Source organism: Flavobacterium xylosi, assembly GCF_042787345.1.
Lineage (GTDB): Bacteria > Bacteroidota > Bacteroidia > Flavobacteriales > Flavobacteriaceae > Flavobacterium > Flavobacterium xylosi.
In genome coordinates, this window is record NZ_JBHZPZ010000019.1 from 1 (window position 1) to 19962 (window position 19962).

A 19962-nucleotide genomic window follows, 5' to 3' on the forward strand; every position below is an offset into this window, starting at 1 on the left:
TAACCTCTTAAGGTGGTTATTGCGGCGGGGCTCACCTCTTCCCATCCCGAACAGAGTAGTTAAGCCCGCCTGCGCAGATGGTACTGCAGTTATGTGGGAGAGTATGTCGTCGCCTTTATTTGAAAACCCTGTTCTAGCGAACAGGGTTTTTTATTAATACTTTCTTCATTATAAGGAAAGTACAATGGTACCTTAGCTCAGATGGTAGAGCAATGGACTGAAAATCCATGTGTCCCTGGTTCGATCCCTGGAGGTACCACAAAATGCTCGGATGGTGAAATTGGTAGACACGCTGGACTTAAAATCCAGTGAACAGCAATGTTCGTGCGGGTTCAAGTCCCGCTCTGAGTACAAGAAACTTCAGTTGGCTAAAGCTGGCTGAAGTTTTTTTAATTTTCTTTACTGAAAAATTCACTATAAACATTATATTTAACGAGTGTTTAATCTCTTTCTGGATCAATCCCAAAACCTGTGGAGCGATAAAATTAAGCATAAATATTAGTTAGTCTAAAAAGGAAGAATTCTATATTTCTCACACCTCTGAATTGAGATCTAAAAGCTTTTATTTTGGCATTGAAAGATTCCCCCGATGCATTGGTGCTTCTGTTATCAAAATAGTTCAATATGGTTTGATAATGATTGATTATCGTTCGAGATATCTTATTGAATGATTTGAATCCAGATTGGTTTACTTTTTCGTGCCATTTGGCTAATTTGGCAAAGCCTATTATTTTATCGGTTGTCTTTTCAAAAATAGTGCGCAAGTCTTGTGTTAGGTTGTATGCTTTTTGAATATCGGGATATAATTCAAATAATAAATTGGCTCGTTCTAATTGGTTTGGCGACCATTTTGATTTGTTTTTGTACAAGAAATAGCGGCTTCTGGCTAGTAATTGTTTAAGAGTATCTCCATTGGTCAAGACTTCAGGTTCGAACCTTTTCTTGTTTTTCTTGGCTTTTTCTATAGCCTAATTTTCCTGATCTATGGCTTACCAACGGTATTTGATTCTGATTTCTTGTAAAGCTTCTGTGGCTAATTTTTGAACATGGAAGCGGTCGGTTACCCGTGTAGCATTTGGAAAACATTTTTTGGCAATTAATCCCATATTTGCTGCCATATCCAGGGTAATCTCTGTGACTTGATTGCGCGCTTTGAGAGGAATTTTTTCTATAATAGAAATTACAGTATCGGCTTTAGTTCCGGCAATCATGGCAACTATACTCCCTTTCTTTCCTTTGGCTGCCTTGTTAGTTAAAATAGTATAGAGTTCGCCATTGGAGAGGGACGTTTCATCTATAGATAAACGTTTGCCTAAGTTTTTTGGAAAAATAAGCCATTGCTTGGCGTGTGAGAGTTGATCCCAAGTTTTAAAATTACTAAGGAAATCTTTGTATTGATGTTGCAGATTTTTGCCACTAACTCCATAGAAAGAAGCAATGGCATTACAGTCATTAGGCTTCGAATCTGTTGATCTCTTTTAAAAAAGACGCGAACTCCTGTGTTACCCGAGTCCCGTCTGCTACTAAATTCCAATCTCTAAAGACGACTTGCCCAGTGTCTTCATTGAGCCATCTTCTGCGTGTAATATGAAGATATACTTGGTGTCCACGAATTGGAAAATCTTGAACGGTTATCTCTTCAAAGAATCCTTTGGAGCTTAATTTATTTTGTCGATACTCTTTAGGAATCGAATTAATTTCTTTTAAATATAAATGAAGTATTTCTTCTGCTTTTTTATAAGAAGTCAATTCAAAATAATCCACAATAATTTCGGGTAATAATAATTTGATTAGCGTACTAAAAGAATCTTGCATTTGTATCTGTTTTTAAAATACAAATATCGAAATTTAATATTTCCCCACAACTTTTAGACTTGATCCTTTATTCGGTTAAATGGGATTTTTCTGTTTATAAATGTTTTTAATGTTCAATATTGGTAGGTTTCCTCTTTTATATGTAGTATTTTTAGCTTAAATATTCCATTTAATGAAATTAAAAGTAATTATAGTTGACGATGAATCCCATGCACGTAGTTTTTTGAAAAAATTATGTAATCATTTGTACAATGACAAAATAGAAATCGTTGATGAATGTGACTCTGTTAAAAAAGCAATTTCTTCCATTAAAAAACACAATCCTGATATTGTTTTTTTAGATATTCAAATGTCGGAGGAAAATGGCTTTGAACTTTTTAAATACTTTGAAACGGTTGAATTTGACACTATCTTCACAACAGCTCATAAAGAATATGCCATAGATGCTATCAAAATTAGTGCTTTAGATTACCTTATTAAACCTATTGATATTGAGGATTTTAAATTGGCGATCGCTAGGGTTGAGAAAGATAAATCAGATAAAATTAATTTTAATCGTTATAAATTATTAGCTGAAAATATTGCCAATAAAAATACAGGTAAAGAGAGAATTGTTTTTCCCTCAAAAATGGGTTTTGAAGTAGTTCAAGCCAATACAATTGTCTTTTGTAAATCGGACGGGGCTTATACTACAGTTCATACTTTGGACAAAAATCATTTTACTTCTAAATCGTTTAAGGAGACCTGTGAATTGCTTCATTCCTCCAATTTTTTGAGAGTTCATAGAAGTTTTTTAATTAATATCAATTTTGTAATTAGCTTCAGGTCTGATGAGTTTATCTTAGAAATGATTACTGGGGATAAAATTCCTGTTTCAGATAAATCATTTTCCAAAAAAGAATTAATTGATGCGATTTCTAAATAAGTTAATCTTTTTTTTCGGTCTATTGTTTTTCCCGTATTTACTTTTGGGACAATATTATCCGTCCAAGAATTATTCTACTACGGATGGTTTACCTAACAATGCCGTTCGTTCTTTATTTTTGGATTCAAAAAATATTTTATGGATTGGAACTGAAAATGGCGTTTCCAGAATGGAGAATGGTTCCTTTTCTAATCTTGATGAAACTAATGGTTTGGCTCACAACAGTTGTTGGGATATTAATCAAGATACAAATGGTAATATGTGGTTTGCCAGTTATGGAGGAGGGATTAGTAAATACGATGGTAAAAAGTTCACTGTTTTTACAACAAAAAATGGCTTATTAGCGGATAAAACCCGAAAAGTATTTCCTTTTAAAAATAAAATATATGTGGGTACGGAACAGGGAGTTTCGATTATTGATATAAATACAAATAAATTAGTAACTCCAAAAGTTCCATCGCATAAAGAAGATTTTATTAGTATATCCTTTTTTGAGTACGGAAATGAAGTTTATTTTGCTTCTATTTTTGATGGTTTGTTTAGAATTGATGAATCAGGTGCAAAGCCAAAAATTATTCCGATTCTTTTGCGTAAAAATACCTACGGATTAGCTCTTTTTGGATCAACACTTTATAGCAGTAATGAAGGGTTCATAGATAAATTTAATATAAATGATATTTTAAAAGACAAGATATCGGCTACTAAATTTGGAAAATCCTTTGTTTGGCAATACACAAAAGACAAAAGAAACTCAATTTTTGCAGCGGCTTGGGGAGTTTACAAGCCGGATGGAGGTCTTTATAAAATTGAGAATGATAAAATGGTTGATGTTTCGGAATATTTTGGAATTAATTCTAAAATTTTATTAAATGTAGTTTATGATAAATCTAAAGATATTTTATATGTAGGTTCCAATGATAAAGGGATTTATGAAGTTCGATTGGATAGAATAATTGATTATAATTTATTTGATACTAAATCAGTAATAGATTTTGAAAATTTAGGACAACATAAATTAATTTTGCACAACAAAGGTTTAACTATTTTAGGGTCAAATAAGAACATTATAAAAACTATTTCTCCTCTTGATTTTAAAAATTTCGAATTAAATTTTTTGAAAAAGGGAAATAAAGTTGTTGCCAAACAAGGAATTGAGTCGAGAGATTTTGAATTGGATTTTACTATTCCAGCTACTGGTATTGAATTTTATGAAATAGTGAAAGATGGCCATTCTTTTTGGATAGGCAGTAATGTAGGGATATTTGAAATTGACAGTTTCGGAAGTATTATAAATTACTTGCCTAAACACAGTTTGAAAATTGGTTTTAGCTATGACGGTAAATTCATAGAAACAATAACTTATGCAGGTACAAGGCTATACAAAAATGTTCACAGTTTAGTTAATAAACATTTTTCAAAGTTCGAAAAAAACACTCCTCAATTTATTGTTAAGATTTTGACTAACAAAGATAGAACGTATTTACTATCCGTTTTTAATGGATTATATGTCTATAAAAATAAGCAGTTTCATTCTTATTTGGCGGAAGGAATTTGGAAAGAGAAAAAGTTCAAACACATAACAATTAACAGCAAGGGGCAACTTATTTTGGCTGCAGAATTTGGAAATGTTTTTATTGTAGATGATTCAAAAGCTTTTAAAATTTTAAAAACTATTTCTAAAAAAGAGATAGTAGGCAACACTATTCTGTTTTTAGAATCGTATAAAGATTTTATTCTTATCGGAACTGAAAAAGGAATTAACCTCTTCAAAGATGGTATTGTCCGATTAATAGACAAGGAGCAAGGATTGAAAGATGCAGCGGTTACCACTTCACAAATTTTTGGAAAACAATTGTGGCTAGGAACTAAAAAAGGGTATTATACAATTGATTTAGACCGATTGTTAGCGCCACAAATGACAGTGTCAGAGATGACAATTTCAACAATCGCAATTAATAATGTTCCCATCAGTTCCTTGAATTATAAATGGTTTCGTTATAATTCAAAAGAATTAATTTGTGATTATAAAAACAATTCTTTTTCTATTGATTTTATATCAAAAGGCCATGCTTTTCCTAATAAATTAAAATTTCGATATCGTCTAAAAAGTACCAATCGATGGAGTCCTTATAGTGAAAAAACAAACTTATTTTTGCCCTATTTGCCATATGGTACTTATAATTTAGAAGTGGAAGTTTTTGATTCGAATGCAGGGAAAGCAACCATTTTTAAATTATTGAAAATTCATATTAAACCTCCATTTTGGATGACTTGGTGGTTTATTGCTCTAGTTATATTGATTGTATTTAATGTTTTAGTCTATTTGATTTTTAAATCTAAAAAGAAATCAAGAGAAAAAGCAGTTATTCAAAAACGTATCGCAGAAACCAAACTGGAGGCATTGTTAAGCCAAATGAATCCTCATTTTACGTTTAATGCGATGAATGCTATACAAGATTATATTATCAGTAATGACATTGATAATTCGCTAAAATATATTGGAGAGTTTGCAAAGTTAATTCGTAAAACATTAGAAAATTCTTCTAAACAAACGATAACTATTGAAGAAGAGATGGAGTATTTGAAGTCTTATATTATTATTGAAAATATGCGTTTTGATAATCGAATTGAAGCTGAATTTCGACTGGGTGCTGACGTGGATCCTTATCATTCTAAAATTCCAACCATGTTGCTGCAGCCTTTTGTGGAAAATGTTTTTGTTCATGCCTTTAACGCTTCATTTGTTACGCCAAAACTGACAATCTCTTTTGAAATGTTGTCTAAAAATATTTTGGAATGTAAAATTATTGACAACGGAATGAGCTTAACTGCTGCAAAAAAAATGAAAATACATCAATCAAAAGGTATTCAGTTGACTAAAGAAAGACTTTCCCTTTTACAAAATTTGAATGTTAATCCTATAGACATCCAATTAACAGAAAACAACGGAACAACAGTCACGATAAAACTGACGTTATAATAGTTGAAATGAATAATTGAAATGGCTCTTATCCAAATTGGATAGGAGCCTTTTCGTTTTACAAACCAATCATGTACTTTCATAGAATAAAAAGTACCTTTCATAAGACTATTAATTTGGGTTTGAGAAATCCTATATTTTTGTTGTAAAGTAGATAAATCAAAATCCAAATCGTATGCAAAAGTATTACTGTGAAAATTGTGGTTCCAAAAGCAACAGCATTTTGAGTTTAACAGAAAAATTATGTTTTAGGCATCCTCTTGGAAATGGCAAAGGAAAAGATATGCTATATGAAGGTCCTGAAAAAGCGCAATATTTTTGCAAATATTGTGGAGCTATATCTTCTTCGATTTTGAGTTTAAAAAGCTTTTTTTGTCCGCAGCATCCAAAAGGGAATTGTCAGGGAAGGCATCTACCATTTTTTCAAAATGTCACATTATTATAAATTGAATAATACAATTTTAATTATGGATTCTATTTTTTTGCATCTGCAAAATTTTACCGTTGTTTCTTATATCGCTTTTGGTATCGTTTTGACGAGCTTTTTTTTAGAATCCAAATCAAACTCGCCCTACAAATCGCTTTTACTTTCTAATTCTGGCTTTGGAATATATAATTTTACCTTATTGACTAGTTCAGAAATTGACTTTCCAATATATTTTATTCTTTTAAGTTTTTTGATCTGTTCCTGGTTCTTCGTTTTAAAGAATATTGAAGAGGAGGAAGACGAGGATAGAGGATTTTTAAGAAATTATAACAATGATAATATTGTTGATTTTAGTTACGCTGAAGATGAAAATAATAAGGAAAATTCCTTATTTGAAAAAAGCGCTTTACTCATTTTTACAAATATTTTAAGCCATGAATTATCAAAACTGTTTGAAAACAAAGTGATGTTGTTTGTTAGAAATTTTTAAAAAAATGATGCCATTCATTATGAACATCCCCAACGAAAGTTTGTGTATGCGTTTACGTATTTAATTTTGATTTCCATTTTGGTTTCGTTTTTTCTCGTGTAGGAATAGTTTTTAATTGAAAAACCCTTTTCATAAGATGAATATTTGAAGGAGAAAAGAAATTCTATTCCCACTTCAATTATAATCTAAACTTTAACTTTTGTTCAATTTAATTATTTAATTTATTTAGTAAAAAAAAACTACTTTAGTTCATTGCTTAATAAATAGTTATCCAAATAAATAATTAATCTATGAAAAGAAGATCTTTTTTAACTACTACAACTTTAGCGTCTGCAGGTCTTACCACACTTATGATTACAGGCTGTACTTCCGGTACCAAAAAGGATGAAAATCCAGTATCAATTGAAGATTCCAATGCTGCATTTGAATTAGATGAAGAAACCATAGGCAGTTTAAGAAAGAAATTAGCTTCTGGAAAATATACTTCGGAACAATTAGTACGCTTATATTTAAAACGCATCGAAACTATTGATGCAACTGGACCTCAATTAAATTCGGTTATCGAAATTAATCCAGATGCCATTTCAATTGCCGTCGAAATGGATAAAGAAATGAAATCTGGCAAGAGCAGAGGTCCTTTACACGGTATTCCAATTTTGATAAAAGACAATATTGATACTGGAGATAAAATGCAAACGACAGCGGGAGCCTTGGCGATGGAAGGTAATATTCCTTCGAAAGATGCTTTTGTGGTTAAAAAATTAAGAGAAGCCGGTGCTATAATCATTGGTAAAACTAATTTGAGCGAATGGGCTAATTTCCGTTCAACTCAATCCTGTTCTGGCTGGAGTAGTAGAGGCGGACAGACAAAAAACGCCTATATTTTAGACCACAATCCATGTGGATCAAGTGCGGGTTCAGGTGCAGCTGTTTCTGCTAATTTATGCGTTGTTGCAGTAGGAACAGAAACTGATGGTTCTGTGGTTTGCCCTGCTTCAGTTAATGGTGTTGTCGGCATTAAACCGACAGTTGGCTTGGTCAGTAGATCTGGAATTATTCCTATTTCAAAAACACAAGACACTGCAGGACCAATGGCTAGAACCGTAACCGATGCTGCTATTTTACTGGGAGCAATGGCTGCAATTGACCAAGATGATGCTGTAACACTTGAAAGCAAAGGAAAGGCTCAAAAGGATTATACTACGTTTTTAGTTGTAAACGCTTTGAAAGGCAAGCGTATCGGAATTGAGAAAAAACCGCAAGGAAATAATAAATACATTAATGCACTTTTAGAAGATGCAATCAACATTCTAAAAAAACAAGGTGCTACCGTTGTCGAAATTGACTATCTGGATAAAATTAATGCTTTAGGTCAAGCCGAATTTGAAGTTTTACAATACGAATTTAAAGATGGATTAAATAAATATTTAGCTACAGCTAATGCAAAAGTAAAGACTTTGAAAGAGGTAATTGCTTTTAATAAAAGTAATGAAGATAAAGTTATGCCTTATTTCAAGCAAGAAACGCTGGAAAGTTCTGATGCCAAAAAAGGATTGGATGACACCATATATGTTGATGCATTGGCAAAAAGTTTTACAGGAAGTAAAAATATTTTAAATACAGTTTTCAAAGAAAATCAGTTAGATGCAATTTGCGGAATAACAATGGGGCCGGCATGCAGTATCGATATGATTTATGGAGACCGTTGGGGATACTCCTTGACGACTCCCGCTGCAGCAAGTGGATATCCGCATATTACTGTTCCCTGCGGAATGGTTTATGAATTACCTGTTGGACTATCCTTTTTTTCAACACCTTATACTGAAGGTAAATTGATAGGGTTAGGCTTTGCTTATGAACAAGCTTCTAAAAAAAGAATAAAGCCAGCTTTAAAGCCTTCTTTTTTATAAAAAAAATGTAAACTATTTGTTTTTTGAAGATAGAGAGTAATAATTATTACTCTCTATCTTTTTTATAGTACTAGAGACAATTTTACATTACCAAAATGGAAATTCTGTATTTTGTTTTAATTTTAAATACTAGGCACGCATAGTAAATTTGCCTATATTTGTTTTAATTAAAAATATAAATAATGATAAAACCTACGCTAACTTCCCTTCTGAATATTAATCGTCCATTGATTATGGCGCCTATGTTTTTAGTTTCAAATACTAAAATGGTAATTGAAGGAATGAAATCGGGTGTTGCGGGTTGTATTCCTGCATTAAATTATCGCACATTGGAGGAATTACGTGCTTCAGTTATTGAACTTAGAGCTGCTAAAGTTGCTGGCGGGAGTTTTGGTTATAATTTAATTGTAAATAAATCAAATATCAAATACAAGGATCAGTTAGCTGTATTGTGTGAGGAAAAAGTAGGTTTTATAATTACTTCTCTAGGCTCGCCTGAGGAGACTATCAAGCAAGCTCATAAGGTTGGAATTAAAGTTTTTTGCGATGTTACCGACTTGGCTTTTGCCAAAAAAGTGGAAAGTTTGGGTGCAGATGCTTTAATAGCGGTCAATAATCTGGCTGGCGGTCATAGAGGGGATCTTGGTCCAGAGGAATTGATTAAAGAATTAAATTTAAATACCACATTGCCTGTTATTTCGGCAGGTGGTGTTAGCACTAAAAAAGAACTGGACAAAATGTTAGCATATGGTGCAGTAGGAGTATCTGTAGGGAGTCCTTTTATCGCGTCATTTGAATCTGGGGTTTCAGAGGAATATAAACAAGCTTGTGTTGATTATGGTGCAAAAGATATTGTTTTGACGGAGAAAATATCGGGAACACCTTGTACTGTTATTAATACGCCTTATGTAAAAAAGGCGGGAACTAAACAGACTTGGTTAGAACGAACTTTAAATAAAAATAAAACTTTAAAAAAGTGGGTAAAGATGATTCGATACATGATAGGATCAAATGCAGTCACTAAAGCAGCTACTGAAGTTACTTATAAAACAGTTTGGGTTGCTGGCCCAACTATTGAAAACACCACTGAAATAAGTGCTATATCTAAAATCGTTGATAAGTTATGTTTGTAATTTTTTAGAGATTTTTAGCTATAATTATATAAGATCCCATTTAATCAAATACGATTTGATTAAATGGGATCTTTTTTGAAAACAGTATTGTAATAATTACAAACTTCATTAATTGGACATTCTTCACATTTGGGTTGGGGTCGACAAATTTCTCTTCCCAGAAATGATATAGCCATTCCAATTTCTCCCCAAATTTCTTTTGGTAACACTTGCATAAGCTATTTTTCGGCTTTAATGCCGTCTTTGGTTTCTGTGATTAGACCAATTCTGGGAGCAACACGGATAACATGTAAATCAGCTATGATACCTTCTGCAGGAACTTTTGCTTCTCGCATTATGACATTGGCTGATTTTCGTCCGATGCCTTTTAGAGCAACTAAATCGTCCATAGCAAGCGGAATATTTTCGTCTTTTTTAAGGATTTGAGCAATTTCCAGTAACCATTTGGCTTTATTTCCAAAATTTCTGACATTGGAGATATAGGGAATTAATGCATCAAAATTCGATCCTGCCAAACTTTCCATATTAGGATAAACTTCAAATAAAGCCGGAGCTATTTTATTTATATGGGCGTCAGAGTCTTGAGCGGATAGAACCACCATCACCAAAAGTTGGTACAAATTGTGATGGTCTAACGGATGTTTTCTGTCTTTGTATTTTGTAAGAATAGGCTCTAGTTTCTTGGCCCAATCAGTCGAGTTTCCAAATAAATCCATGGCATTATTCTTTAAAGTCCACTGATAAGGAATTTACACAATACCGTTGCCCGGTTTTAGTAGGACCGTCATCAAATACATGCCCGAGGTGACTGCCACAATTAGCACAAAGGATTTCCGTGCGTTTCATGCCGTGTGTAACATCCGAAATGTATTGTACTTTTCCAGGAATTGATTCGTCAAAAGACGGCCAGCCGCAATGCGCATCAAACTTTGAGTTACTTTCAAACAAAGGTTCTCCGCAAGCTCCACAGCAATAGGTTCCTTTCTCGTAATGCAAATTGTAGGTTCCTGTATGGGGGTATTCAGTTCCTTTTTGACGAAGAATTCTATAGCGTTCTTCACCCAATTGTTCTTTCCATTCTTGTTCTGTTTTTTCTAAAGGATATTTCATTTTTTATTAATTTTATTAAAAAATTATTATTATTTATACTTTATATCTTGCGAATAAAATTATAAAATTTAATTTAAATATTTGGAAATCAGTTATTTGTTTTGAATGAATTGAACTGTTCTTTCAATAACTTTATGATTACCCAAAATTTTTCTATGTCCTAATCCATCAGTTAATAGTAACTCTCCATTTTGCAAGTATTTGTGAATGTGCAAACCTGCATTCACCGGAACTTCGGGATCATTATTATCATGAATAACCAGAACTGGAATAGCAGTTTCTTTAGCGGCTAAATAAGCAGAATAACTATTCATGTCCTCTTTGTATTTTTTTTCAAAAAAAAGACGCAAACGAGTGCTTATATTTGGCTTCAATTCTAATTTCACCACAAAATCATCCACGATATCCTGAACAATATCTCCACTGCCGATAACCACGGCGTTGTTTACTTGGAGTCCTTTTTTTATTGCATTCAAAACTGACATTCCGCCTAACGAATGACCTACAGCGGCTTCAAAAGGACCAAACTGTTTGTCAATTTCTAAAATCGCAGCGATAAAATCTACCATAATAGCGGTTTTTCCAGGAGATTTTCCATGTGCAGGCGCATCAAAACTTATCGTTGAATATCCCGCTTTAAGTAATTCATCGGCAATTTTGAATAATTGAGTGCCCCTTCCAGACCATCCGTGAACTAATAATACTTTCTTATTACTTTTCCCATAATTATAAACCATTATCTCTTTATTAATTGCTGGAACAGGAATCAGTTTTTGAATGCTTTTATGGTCCATTTCCAATTCCCTTTTAGGAATTTTATGTTTTATAGGAGTTGTGAATAATTTTGCTGCAAATAAAGTTACCAGTTTTGGAGAAATAAAAGAGAAAAATTTACTTGTTAGTATGATAAATTTAGGAATTTTCAATGATTGAGTATGAATAGAAGTTTTTTTTGTCATTACAATAAATTTTCAACGTTGTTACTATTTTATTTATTTTTCACTAAATTTAGAAAAACATAAAAGTAGTATTTTTTCTAAAAAAATTAATGAATTCTTAGTAATTACTTAAAAGTAATTAAAGTAATAAATTGTAGTATTGTTTAAGCAATAATTATTGAACAAAAAATTTCATAAATGGAAATATTTCATATCAGTGCAGAATGTTACCCAGTGGCAAAAGTAGGAGGTTTAGCTGATGTTGTTGGGGCTTTACCAAAATATCAAAATAATGCAGGACATCTTGTAAGAGTTGTGATGCCTTGTTATGATACAAAATTCAGGAAAGAGAATGAGTTTGAATGTGTTCATTGGGGACATTTGAAGTTAGGCAATTTTGATTTTCCGTTTAATATCCTCAAAGAGAAAACAGATAAATTAGAATTTGAGCTGTATTTAGTGGAAATTCCGGAGCTATTTGATAGAAAAGAAGTTTACGGTTATGAAGATGATATTGAACGTTTTTTGTCTTTCCAAATTGCCGCTTTGGATTGGATAATTGGAAGAGACCAGATTCCGGATGTAATTAATTGTCATGATCATCATACCGGATTAATTCCATTCATGATGTTATATTGCAATAAATATGAAAAATTGCAAAATACGCCGACAATGATTACCATTCATAATGGATTGTATCAGGGACAGTTTGGTTTTGATAAATTGTATTATTTGCCTGAATTTGATTTGGCACATATTAAAATTTTAGAATGGGATAATTGCATCAATTCATTGGCTGTTGCAATCAAATGCGCTTGGGCTGTAACGACGGTTTCACCTAATTATTTGAATGAAATAAATTATTCGGCTAATGGATTAGAATCTTTATTTAATCTGGTTCGATATAAGTCCAAAGGAATTTTGAATGGAATCGACGTTGAAGTTTGGGATCCGGCAAATGATGCTATGCTATCAACCAATTATTCGATTAAAAATTTCGAACAAGGGAAACAGGAAAATAAAGAAAAATTGTGCAACCTTTTTAATTTAGATCCAACAAAACCACTTTTTAGTTTCATTGGAAGATTATTAGAAGAAAAAGGAGGCGATTTATTACCACATGCGGCGGCACTTGCTTTATCGGAAAATTTCCAGCAAATAAATATCTTAATTTTAGGTTCCGGAAATGCAATTATCGAAAACCAATTAAACAGCTTATTGTCGGATTATAAAGGCAACTACAATACTTTTATTGGATATAATGAAGAGTTAGCTCATTTGATTTATGCAGGCTCCGATTTTTTACTAATGCCTTCAAGAGTAGAACCATGTGGCTTAAACCAAATGTATTCTCTACGATATGGAACAATTCCTATTGTAAGACGAACAGGTGGATTGAAAGATACTGTAATTGATTTTGGAGATGATGGAAACGGGATATGCCATGATCAGGCAAGTGTAGGAGATATTTGTTACTCGATTCAGAGAGCAGTAGATTTATATGATGATAAAAAACATTTAAATAAAATCAGAAAAATAGGAATGAGTAGTGATCACTCCTGGCGTAGCGTCTGTCAGGAATATATAGAAATGTATAATTTAATAATTAACAAAAAATGAAAGCTAAAAAGAAAAATGTCATTGCAATTATTTTAGGAGGAGGACAAGGGTCTAGATTATTTCCATTAACAGAAACTAGGTCTAAACCAGCTGTGCCAATTGGAGGAAAATATAGATTGGTTGATATTCCAATTTCAAATTGCATGAATTCAGATATTTATAGAATGTTTGTATTGACACAATTTAATTCAGCTTCCTTAAATGCTCACATCAAAAACACCTATAACTTTAGTATTTTCAGTCATGCTTTTGTTGATATTCTTGCAGCCGAACAAACCCCTGATAATCCAACTTGGTTTCAAGGAACTGCTGATGCTGTTAGACAATGTATGCCTCATTTTTTGAATCATGATTTTGATTATGCGTTAATACTTTCGGGAGATCAATTGTACCAAATGGATTTTAACCAAATGCTTGAGGAACATATAAAGAATGAAGCTGATATTACAATTGCCACACTACCGGTAAATGTTAAAGATGCTCCTGAATTTGGTATTTTAAAAACGAATTCCGAAAGTTGTATAGAGTCCTTCATTGAAAAACCTGCTAAGGAACTTTTGCCAAATTGGGAATCCGATGTGAGTGAGCAAATGAAAAGTGAAGGAAAACATTATTTGGCTTCCATGGGAATCTACATCTTCAACAAAAAGTTGTTGGTAGAAATCATGTCAAATAAAGAGACTAAAGATTTTGGTAAAGAAATTATTCCGCAAGCGGTAGGGCATAAAAAGATACTAAGTTATCAATATGAAGGATATTGGACAGACATTGGTAATATTGATTCTTTTTTTGAAGCTAATATTGGATTGACAGATGACTTACCGAAATTTAATTTATTTGATAACGATAATAAAATATTCACCAGACCAAGATTATTGCCACCATCAAAATTCCAAAAAACAATGGTAGCCCGATCATTAATTTCCGAGGGCTGTATTTTGAACGCCAAAGAAATTAATCGTTCAGTAATTGGTATTCGGTCCAGAATAGGCGAGGGAACAATTATTCAAAACAGTTACGTGATGGGTAATGATTTCTACGAGAATATCTGTGACATGAATGATGATATTAAAGAAGGAAGACAATTAGTTGGAATTGGTGAAAGATGCTTTATAAGTAATGCGATTGTTGATAAAAATTGTAGGATAGGTAATGATGTTTATATACATGGAGGTAATCATTTAGACGATTTTTCGAATGAATTATATGCCATTAAAGACGGGATTGTTGTTATCAAAAAAGGGGCAGTTATCCCAGATAATTATATTATAAAGTAGATTAATAAACTGTTTTTTCTTAAAATTAATATTCTGTTTTTCATTAAATAGAATTAGACAATTATATATGAGTAAAGTTATCTCGCATTCCCTTTTTACAGATTTTGATATCGATTTATTTAAGGCTGGGAAACATTTCCGACTTTATGAAAAGCTAGGTGCGCATCTTATAGAAGTTGATGGGGTCAAAGGCGTGTATTTTGCAGTTTGGGCACCCACGGCTCATTCGGTTTCTGTAGTTGGTGACTTTAATTTTTGGACACAGGGTGAACATTTGTTAGAGGTTCGTTGGGATTCTTCAGGAATTTGGGAGGGATACATACCTAATTTAGAAAAAGGGACAACGTATAAATATAAGATACAATCTAATAATGGAGGAATTATAACAGAGAAAGCTGATCCTTTTGCTTTTTATTGCGAAAAACCACCACATACCGCTTCAGTAGTTTGGGATTTAGAGTATAAATGGAAAGATAAAAACTGGATGGAAACGCGTCAAAACCACAACGGTCTCGACAAGCCTTACTCCGTTTATGAAGTTCATTTAGGTTCGTGGAAACGTCATGCCGATGATAATCGTTTTCTAACCTATCTTGAATTTGCCGAAGATTTAGTAAATTATATAAAAGAAACCGGCTTTACTCACGTGGAGTTCATGCCAATAATGGAATATCCGTATGATCCGTCTTGGGGATATCAATTAGTGGGCTATTTTGCACCAACATCTCGTTTTGGAAACCCTCAGGAGTTCATGTTTTTAGTAGATAAATTGCATGAGGCGGAAATTGGAGTAATTCTGGACTGGGTTCCTTCCCATTTTCCTGATGATGCCCATGGTTTAGGATTTTTTGATGGTTCGAACTTATTTGAACATCCAGATCGTAGAAAAGGCTATCATCCCGATTGGAAAAGTTTAGTTTTTAATTATGGACGAAATGAAGTTCGTTCTTTTCTGATAAGTAATGCCTTATTTTGGTTGCAACATTATCATGCTGATGCCTTGCGTGTGGACGCTGTTGCTTCGATGTTGTATCTGGATTATTCCAGAAATGAAGGAGAATGGGAGCCAAATATTTATGGAGGCAGAGAAAATCTTGATACGATAACTTTCTTGAAAGAATTTAACGAAGCTGTTTATTCTAATTTTGAAGGCGTGCAAACGATAGCAGAGGAAAGTACTTCTTTTCCTATGGTTTCAAGACCAACATCTATTGGTGGATTAGGTTTTGGAATGAAATGGATGATGGGTTGGATGCACGACACTTTAGAATATTTTCAAAAGGATACGGTGTACAGAAAATACCATCAAAATGATCTGACTTTTTCGATGACCTATACCTTTTCAGAAAATTTTATGTTACCACTTTCCCATGATGAAGTCGTTTATGGTAAAAAATCTATTGCTGGCAGAATGCCTGGCGATGAATGGCAAAAATTTGCAAACCTAAGATTGCTATATGGGTACATGTTTATGCATCCTGGAACTAAATTATTGTTCATGGGAAGTGAATTTGGGCAAGGCAGCGAATGGAATTTTGAAGGAAGTCTGGATTGGCATTTATTACAATATCCTTTTCATGAAGGGGTGAAAAAATTGATTACAAACCTTAATAAATTGTATAAAACAGAGCCTGCTTTGCATGAAAAACAATTTAGCCCTGAAGGTTTTGAATGGATTAATTACTCCGATCATCAAAATGCAGTGATGTCATTTATTAGAAAAGGAAATAAGCAAAAAGAGGATGTAATTGTTGTTTGTAATTTTACTCAAGTGGTTCGTCCAAATTATCGTATTGGTTTACCAAGAAAAGGAAAACTAACTGAGATTTTTAATAGTGATGCCACAATTTATGGTGGAAGTGGAGTTTTAAACCCTAAAAAACTATCAATTGAAGCAATGCCTTACGATGGAAGAGATTATTCAACTGAATTGCTTTTGCCACCTTTGAGTATCACCGTTTTTAAAATTGGATAATTTTTTTAACAAAGAGAGACTAGTTTTTTAACAAAGAGATTTAGAGGTTAAGAGGAGTCATAACAGAATTTATCTACTGCTCTAAACCTCATTGTAAAAAAAATACAAACTCCCATCTAAATTTCTATAGTAAAAAAATAAACAAAGATTTTTAATATTTTTTGCTCTTAATCTGTTAATCTCTTTGTTTAAAAAATACATAATCTCTATACTTCATTGTTGAGAAACGAATAAATGATAATCAAATGGTTACAAAAGAATTTGTAGATAATTTAAGTTATGAAATTTTTGCTTCAATAATTGAAGTTCACAAGAATCTTGGTCCTGGTTTGATAGAAAGCATTTATCATAAATGTTTGGCCCACGAATTAAAATTGAGAAATATTAATTTCACTTCTGAAGCTTCATTTGATTTTAACTACAAAGATTTAAATTTAACCACTGATTTTAGATGTGATTTATTTGTGGAAAATTGTATTATGCTAGAATTAAAAGCAGTTCAAGTGGTAATTCCAGACTTTAAAACAAAACTAATTAGCCAAATGAAAATCGTAAAAGTATCAAAAGGAATTCTTGTAAACTTTAATGTTAAAAATACAATGTCAGAAGGCAAATTTGTATTTCTAAACGAACATTACAATCAATTACCTTAATAAAAAACAGAAAACAAAATCTATCGCTCTAAATCTCTAAACCTCATTGTAAAAAATGCAATCTCCCGTCTAAATTTTTTTCTTAAGAAACAAGATAATCCCTCTTATTCTCTAATTCTCATTGTTAAATGACTACAACGTTTTCGTTAATAAACATCAGATATACATGAGCTTGCAAAGTAATTTTTGTAAGTTTGGACACCAAAAGCTGATTATAATTAATTCCACATAAAATGATTACAAATACCGAGTTAGAATATAAAGGGGATTTATATCCTACCAAAATAGTTTCATTTGAGCATGAAGTGGATTCTATTAGTTTTCATACTGATAACAGTGTTATACTTAAAGTTACTGTATTAAGAGATAGTTTAATCCGCTTTAGATTTACGACAAAAGGATATTTCAGTAATGATTTTTCCTATGCTATTGATAAAAATCATTCTCATGGATATAACTTTCTCGAAGTTTCTGAAGTAGCGGATTATTATCAGATAAAAACCAGTAAGGTGCAATGTAGAATTCAAAAAGCAGATATGAGATTGTCTATTTTTGATTTGAATGAAAATGTTATATTAGAAGATGAATTGGGTTTTCACTGGGAAGAAAGCTATGAATATGGCGGTAATATTGTCAAGATGAGTAAGGCTTCCAAAGATGGCGAATGTTTTTACGGACTTGGCGACAAAGCGACTCAACTGAATTTGAAAGGAAAAAGAATGGAAAATTTTGCTACAGATCAATATGCTTTTCAAAAAGATCAGGAACCATTATACAAAGTCGTTCCTTTTTACATTGGATTACAAAACAAACAATCGTACGGAATTTTCTTTGATAATACCTTTAGAACTCATTTTGATTTTTGCCACGAAAGAAGAAATGTAACTAGTTATTGGGCTGAGGGTGGAGAAATGAATTATTATTTCATTTATGGACCACAAATGCAGGATGTAGTTACCACTTATACGGATTTAACGGGAAAACCGGAATTGCCACCGCTTTGGGCACTAGGATATCATCAATGTAAATGGAGTTATTATCCAGAAAGTAATGTAAAAGAAGTTGCGGCAAAATTTAGGGAGCTGAAAATTCCTTGTGATGCAATTTATTTGGATATTGATTACATGGAAGGTTTTCGTTGTTTCACCTGGAACAAAGAATATTTTCCTGATCCAAAACGAATGGTGGCTGAATTAGCTGAAGATGGTTTCAAAACTGTTGTAATCATTGATCCGGGAATAAAAATTGACAAAGAATACTCCGTATATAAAGAAGCTTTAGAAAAAGATTATTTCTGCAAAAGAGCCGATGGTCCATACATGAAAGGAAAAGTATGGCCGGGAGAGTGTAACTTTCCAGATTACACAAATCCGGCAGTTAGAGAATGGTGGGCTGGATTATTTAAAGAATTAATTTCGGAAATAGGAGTAAAAGGAGTTTGGAATGATATGAACGAACCTGCCGTTATGGAGGTTCCCAATAAAACTTTCCCAATGGATGTGCGTCATGATTACGATGGAAATCCTTGCAGTCATAGGAAAGCCCATAATATTTATGGAACACAAATGGCAAGAGCCACCTATCATGGGGTAAAGAGATTTGCTTACCCAAAAAGGCCTTTTATTATAACAAGATCGGCCTATTCCGGTGCACAACGATACACGTCTTCTTGGACAGGAGATAATGTAGCCACTTGGGAGCATTTGTGGATAGCCAATATTCAAGTACAAAGAATGTCTATTTCAGGAATGGGCTTCACTGGTTCAGATATTGGTGGGTTTGCGGAACAACCTTCAGGTGAATTATATGCACGTTGGATTCAGTTAGGTGTTTTTCATCCTTTTTGTAGAACACACTCTTCGGGCGATCATGGTAATCAGGAACCTTGGGCATTTGACGATGAAATTATTGATATAACAAGAAAGTTTGTCAACTTGCGCTATCAATTATTACCGTATTTATATACGATGTTTTGGCAATATATAGAGGAGGGAATTCCAATGTTAAAACCATTGGTATATTATGATCAAGAGGATATTCAGACACATTATAGAAATGACGAATTTGTTTTTGGGAATCAAATTTTAGTTTGTCCTATTTTAGAACCTAATTCTTTAGGCAGGAGAATGTATATTCCCCGTGGACAATGGTATAATTATTGGACAAACGAGGAGGTTCATGGAGGGAAAGAAATTTGGGTGGATACTAAATTCGATCAAATTCCACTTTTTGTAAAAGCAGGTGCGGTTATTCCTAAATATCCTGTACAGCAGTATGTTGGAGAGCTAGAATTTGACGAATTGACATTAGAGATTTATTACAAAGAAGGCAAAGAAAAATCAGTAGTTTATGAGGATGCTCAAGATGGCTATGATTATAAAAAAGGACGATACAGCTTTTTATCATTTCAAACGACTGGAAAAGAAAAAGAATTAATTATTCAATTGCATAAAGAAGGAAAATTTGACACACCATATTCTAAATATAAAATAGATTTAATAGGGTTGCCATTTAAAATAAATGCTATTGAGGTTGATAATGTCAAAATTTCATTTGATCATCAATCATTTGAAGAAGGAAATTATTTAATCGTTGATAAGGAGTTTACAGAGCTGCACATTATTGGTGAATAACCAAAAAAGTTGATACTTTTGAATTTAATTATATAAGAGAAAAATTCATTACTATTTGTATTTTTGTATACTAACT

Annotated in this window: 16 protein-coding genes, 2 tRNA genes, 1 rRNA gene and 1 pseudogene; 14 read left to right on the forward strand and 6 right to left on the reverse strand. The window is 32.7% G+C overall.

The genetic code is table 11. The features are described 5' to 3' along the window. Positions 1-8 precede the first annotated feature (8 nt). The 3 genes from rrf to ACFX5E_RS13880 all read left to right on the forward strand — a co-directional run bounded on the left by rrf (position 9) and on the right by ACFX5E_RS13880 (position 351). Positions 9-118 (forward strand): 5S ribosomal RNA (gene rrf / locus ACFX5E_RS13870). A gap of 68 nt (positions 119-186) precedes the next feature. After that, positions 187-259: transfer RNA gene (locus ACFX5E_RS13875), tRNA-Phe, on the forward strand. A gap of 6 nt (positions 260-265) precedes the next feature. Next, positions 266-351, forward strand: a tRNA-Leu gene (locus ACFX5E_RS13880). A 134-nt stretch (positions 352-485) separates the two neighbouring features. Here ACFX5E_RS13880 and ACFX5E_RS13885 read toward each other — a convergent pair. Both ACFX5E_RS13885 and ACFX5E_RS13890 read right to left on the reverse strand, forming a co-directional pair. After that, positions 486-1439: pseudogene (locus ACFX5E_RS13885) on the reverse strand (ISAon1 family transposase). Between the two features lie 13 nt (positions 1440-1452). Beyond that, positions 1453-1815: an ISAon1 family transposase N-terminal region protein gene (locus ACFX5E_RS13890; RefSeq protein WP_379855759.1), complete on the reverse strand. Its 363-nt coding sequence runs from the start codon at positions 1813-1815 to the stop codon at positions 1453-1455. A gap of 172 nt (positions 1816-1987) precedes the next feature. On the opposite strand from ACFX5E_RS13890, the gene ACFX5E_RS13895 reads away from it, so the two are divergent. From ACFX5E_RS13895 to ACFX5E_RS13920, 6 genes are all read left to right on the forward strand, one after another. Beyond that, the gene (locus ACFX5E_RS13895; protein WP_379855760.1) at positions 1988-2740 is read left to right on the forward strand and encodes a LytR/AlgR family response regulator transcription factor; all 753 of its coding nucleotides are present in this window, start codon (positions 1988-1990) and stop codon (positions 2738-2740) included. Continuing rightward, positions 2724-5720 carry a sensor histidine kinase gene (locus tag ACFX5E_RS13900; protein ID WP_379855761.1) on the forward strand — a complete coding sequence of 999 codons (2997 nt, stop codon included), beginning with the start codon at positions 2724-2726 and terminating at the stop codon, positions 5718-5720. Before ACFX5E_RS13895 ends, ACFX5E_RS13900 begins: the two co-directional genes overlap by 17 nt. Positions 5721-5943: 223 nt before the next feature. Next, the gene (locus ACFX5E_RS13905; RefSeq protein WP_379855762.1) at positions 5944-6165 is read left to right on the forward strand and encodes a hypothetical protein; all 222 of its coding nucleotides are present in this window, start codon (positions 5944-5946) and stop codon (positions 6163-6165) included. Positions 6166-6187: 22 nt separating this feature from the next. Next, the gene (locus ACFX5E_RS13910) at positions 6188-6637 is read left to right on the forward strand and encodes a hypothetical protein (RefSeq protein ID WP_379855763.1); all 450 of its coding nucleotides are present in this window, start codon (positions 6188-6190) and stop codon (positions 6635-6637) included. Between the two features lie 290 nt (positions 6638-6927). Next, a complete protein-coding gene (locus ACFX5E_RS13915) occupies positions 6928-8547 on the forward strand; it encodes an amidase (protein WP_379855764.1) in 1620 nt (539 codons plus the stop codon). Between the two features lie 182 nt (positions 8548-8729). Beyond that, on the forward strand, positions 8730-9680 hold the full coding sequence (locus tag ACFX5E_RS13920) for an NAD(P)H-dependent flavin oxidoreductase (RefSeq protein WP_379855765.1): 951 nt from the start codon (positions 8730-8732) through the stop codon (positions 9678-9680). Positions 9681-9739: 59 nt separating this feature from the next. On the opposite strand, the gene ACFX5E_RS13925 is transcribed toward ACFX5E_RS13920, so the two are convergent. From ACFX5E_RS13925 to ACFX5E_RS13940, 4 genes are all read right to left on the reverse strand, one after another. Then, positions 9740-9895, reverse strand: a complete 156-nt coding sequence (locus tag ACFX5E_RS13925) for a hypothetical protein (RefSeq protein ID WP_379855766.1) — start codon at positions 9893-9895, stop codon at positions 9740-9742. A gap of 3 nt (positions 9896-9898) precedes the next feature. Next, positions 9899-10396 carry an endonuclease III domain-containing protein gene (locus ACFX5E_RS13930; protein WP_379855767.1) on the reverse strand — a complete coding sequence of 166 codons (498 nt, stop codon included), beginning with the start codon at positions 10394-10396 and terminating at the stop codon, positions 9899-9901. Positions 10397-10400: 4 nt separating this feature from the next. Then, positions 10401-10790, reverse strand: coding sequence for a peptide-methionine (R)-S-oxide reductase MsrB (gene msrB, locus ACFX5E_RS13935; RefSeq protein WP_379855768.1), 390 nt, complete (start codon positions 10788-10790; stop codon positions 10401-10403). 92 nt (positions 10791-10882) lie between these two features. Further along, positions 10883-11749, reverse strand: a complete 867-nt coding sequence (locus ACFX5E_RS13940) for an alpha/beta fold hydrolase (protein ID WP_379855769.1) — start codon at positions 11747-11749, stop codon at positions 10883-10885. A 177-nt stretch (positions 11750-11926) separates the two neighbouring features. Between ACFX5E_RS13940 and ACFX5E_RS13945 the strand changes: the two genes are divergently transcribed. From ACFX5E_RS13945 to ACFX5E_RS13965, 5 genes are all read left to right on the forward strand, one after another. After that, a complete protein-coding gene (locus tag ACFX5E_RS13945) occupies positions 11927-13348 on the forward strand; it encodes a glycogen synthase (RefSeq protein WP_379855770.1) in 1422 nt (473 codons plus the stop codon). Further along, entirely contained in the window at positions 13345-14625 is a 1281-nt protein-coding gene (locus ACFX5E_RS13950) for a glucose-1-phosphate adenylyltransferase (RefSeq protein ID WP_379855771.1), read from the forward strand. Before ACFX5E_RS13945 ends, ACFX5E_RS13950 begins: the two co-directional genes overlap by 4 nt. A 67-nt stretch (positions 14626-14692) precedes the next feature. Next, on the forward strand, positions 14693-16600 hold the full coding sequence (gene glgB, locus ACFX5E_RS13955) for a 1,4-alpha-glucan branching protein GlgB (RefSeq protein ID WP_379855772.1): 1908 nt from the start codon (positions 14693-14695) through the stop codon (positions 16598-16600). Between the two features lie 245 nt (positions 16601-16845). Beyond that, complete coding sequence (locus tag ACFX5E_RS13960) at positions 16846-17253, forward strand: GxxExxY protein (RefSeq protein WP_379855773.1); 408 nt, start codon at positions 16846-16848, stop codon at positions 17251-17253. A 233-nt stretch (positions 17254-17486) separates the two neighbouring features. Beyond that, on the forward strand, positions 17487-19886 hold the full coding sequence (locus ACFX5E_RS13965; RefSeq protein ID WP_379855774.1) for a glycoside hydrolase family 31 protein: 2400 nt from the start codon (positions 17487-17489) through the stop codon (positions 19884-19886). Positions 19887-19962 lie beyond the last annotated feature (76 nt).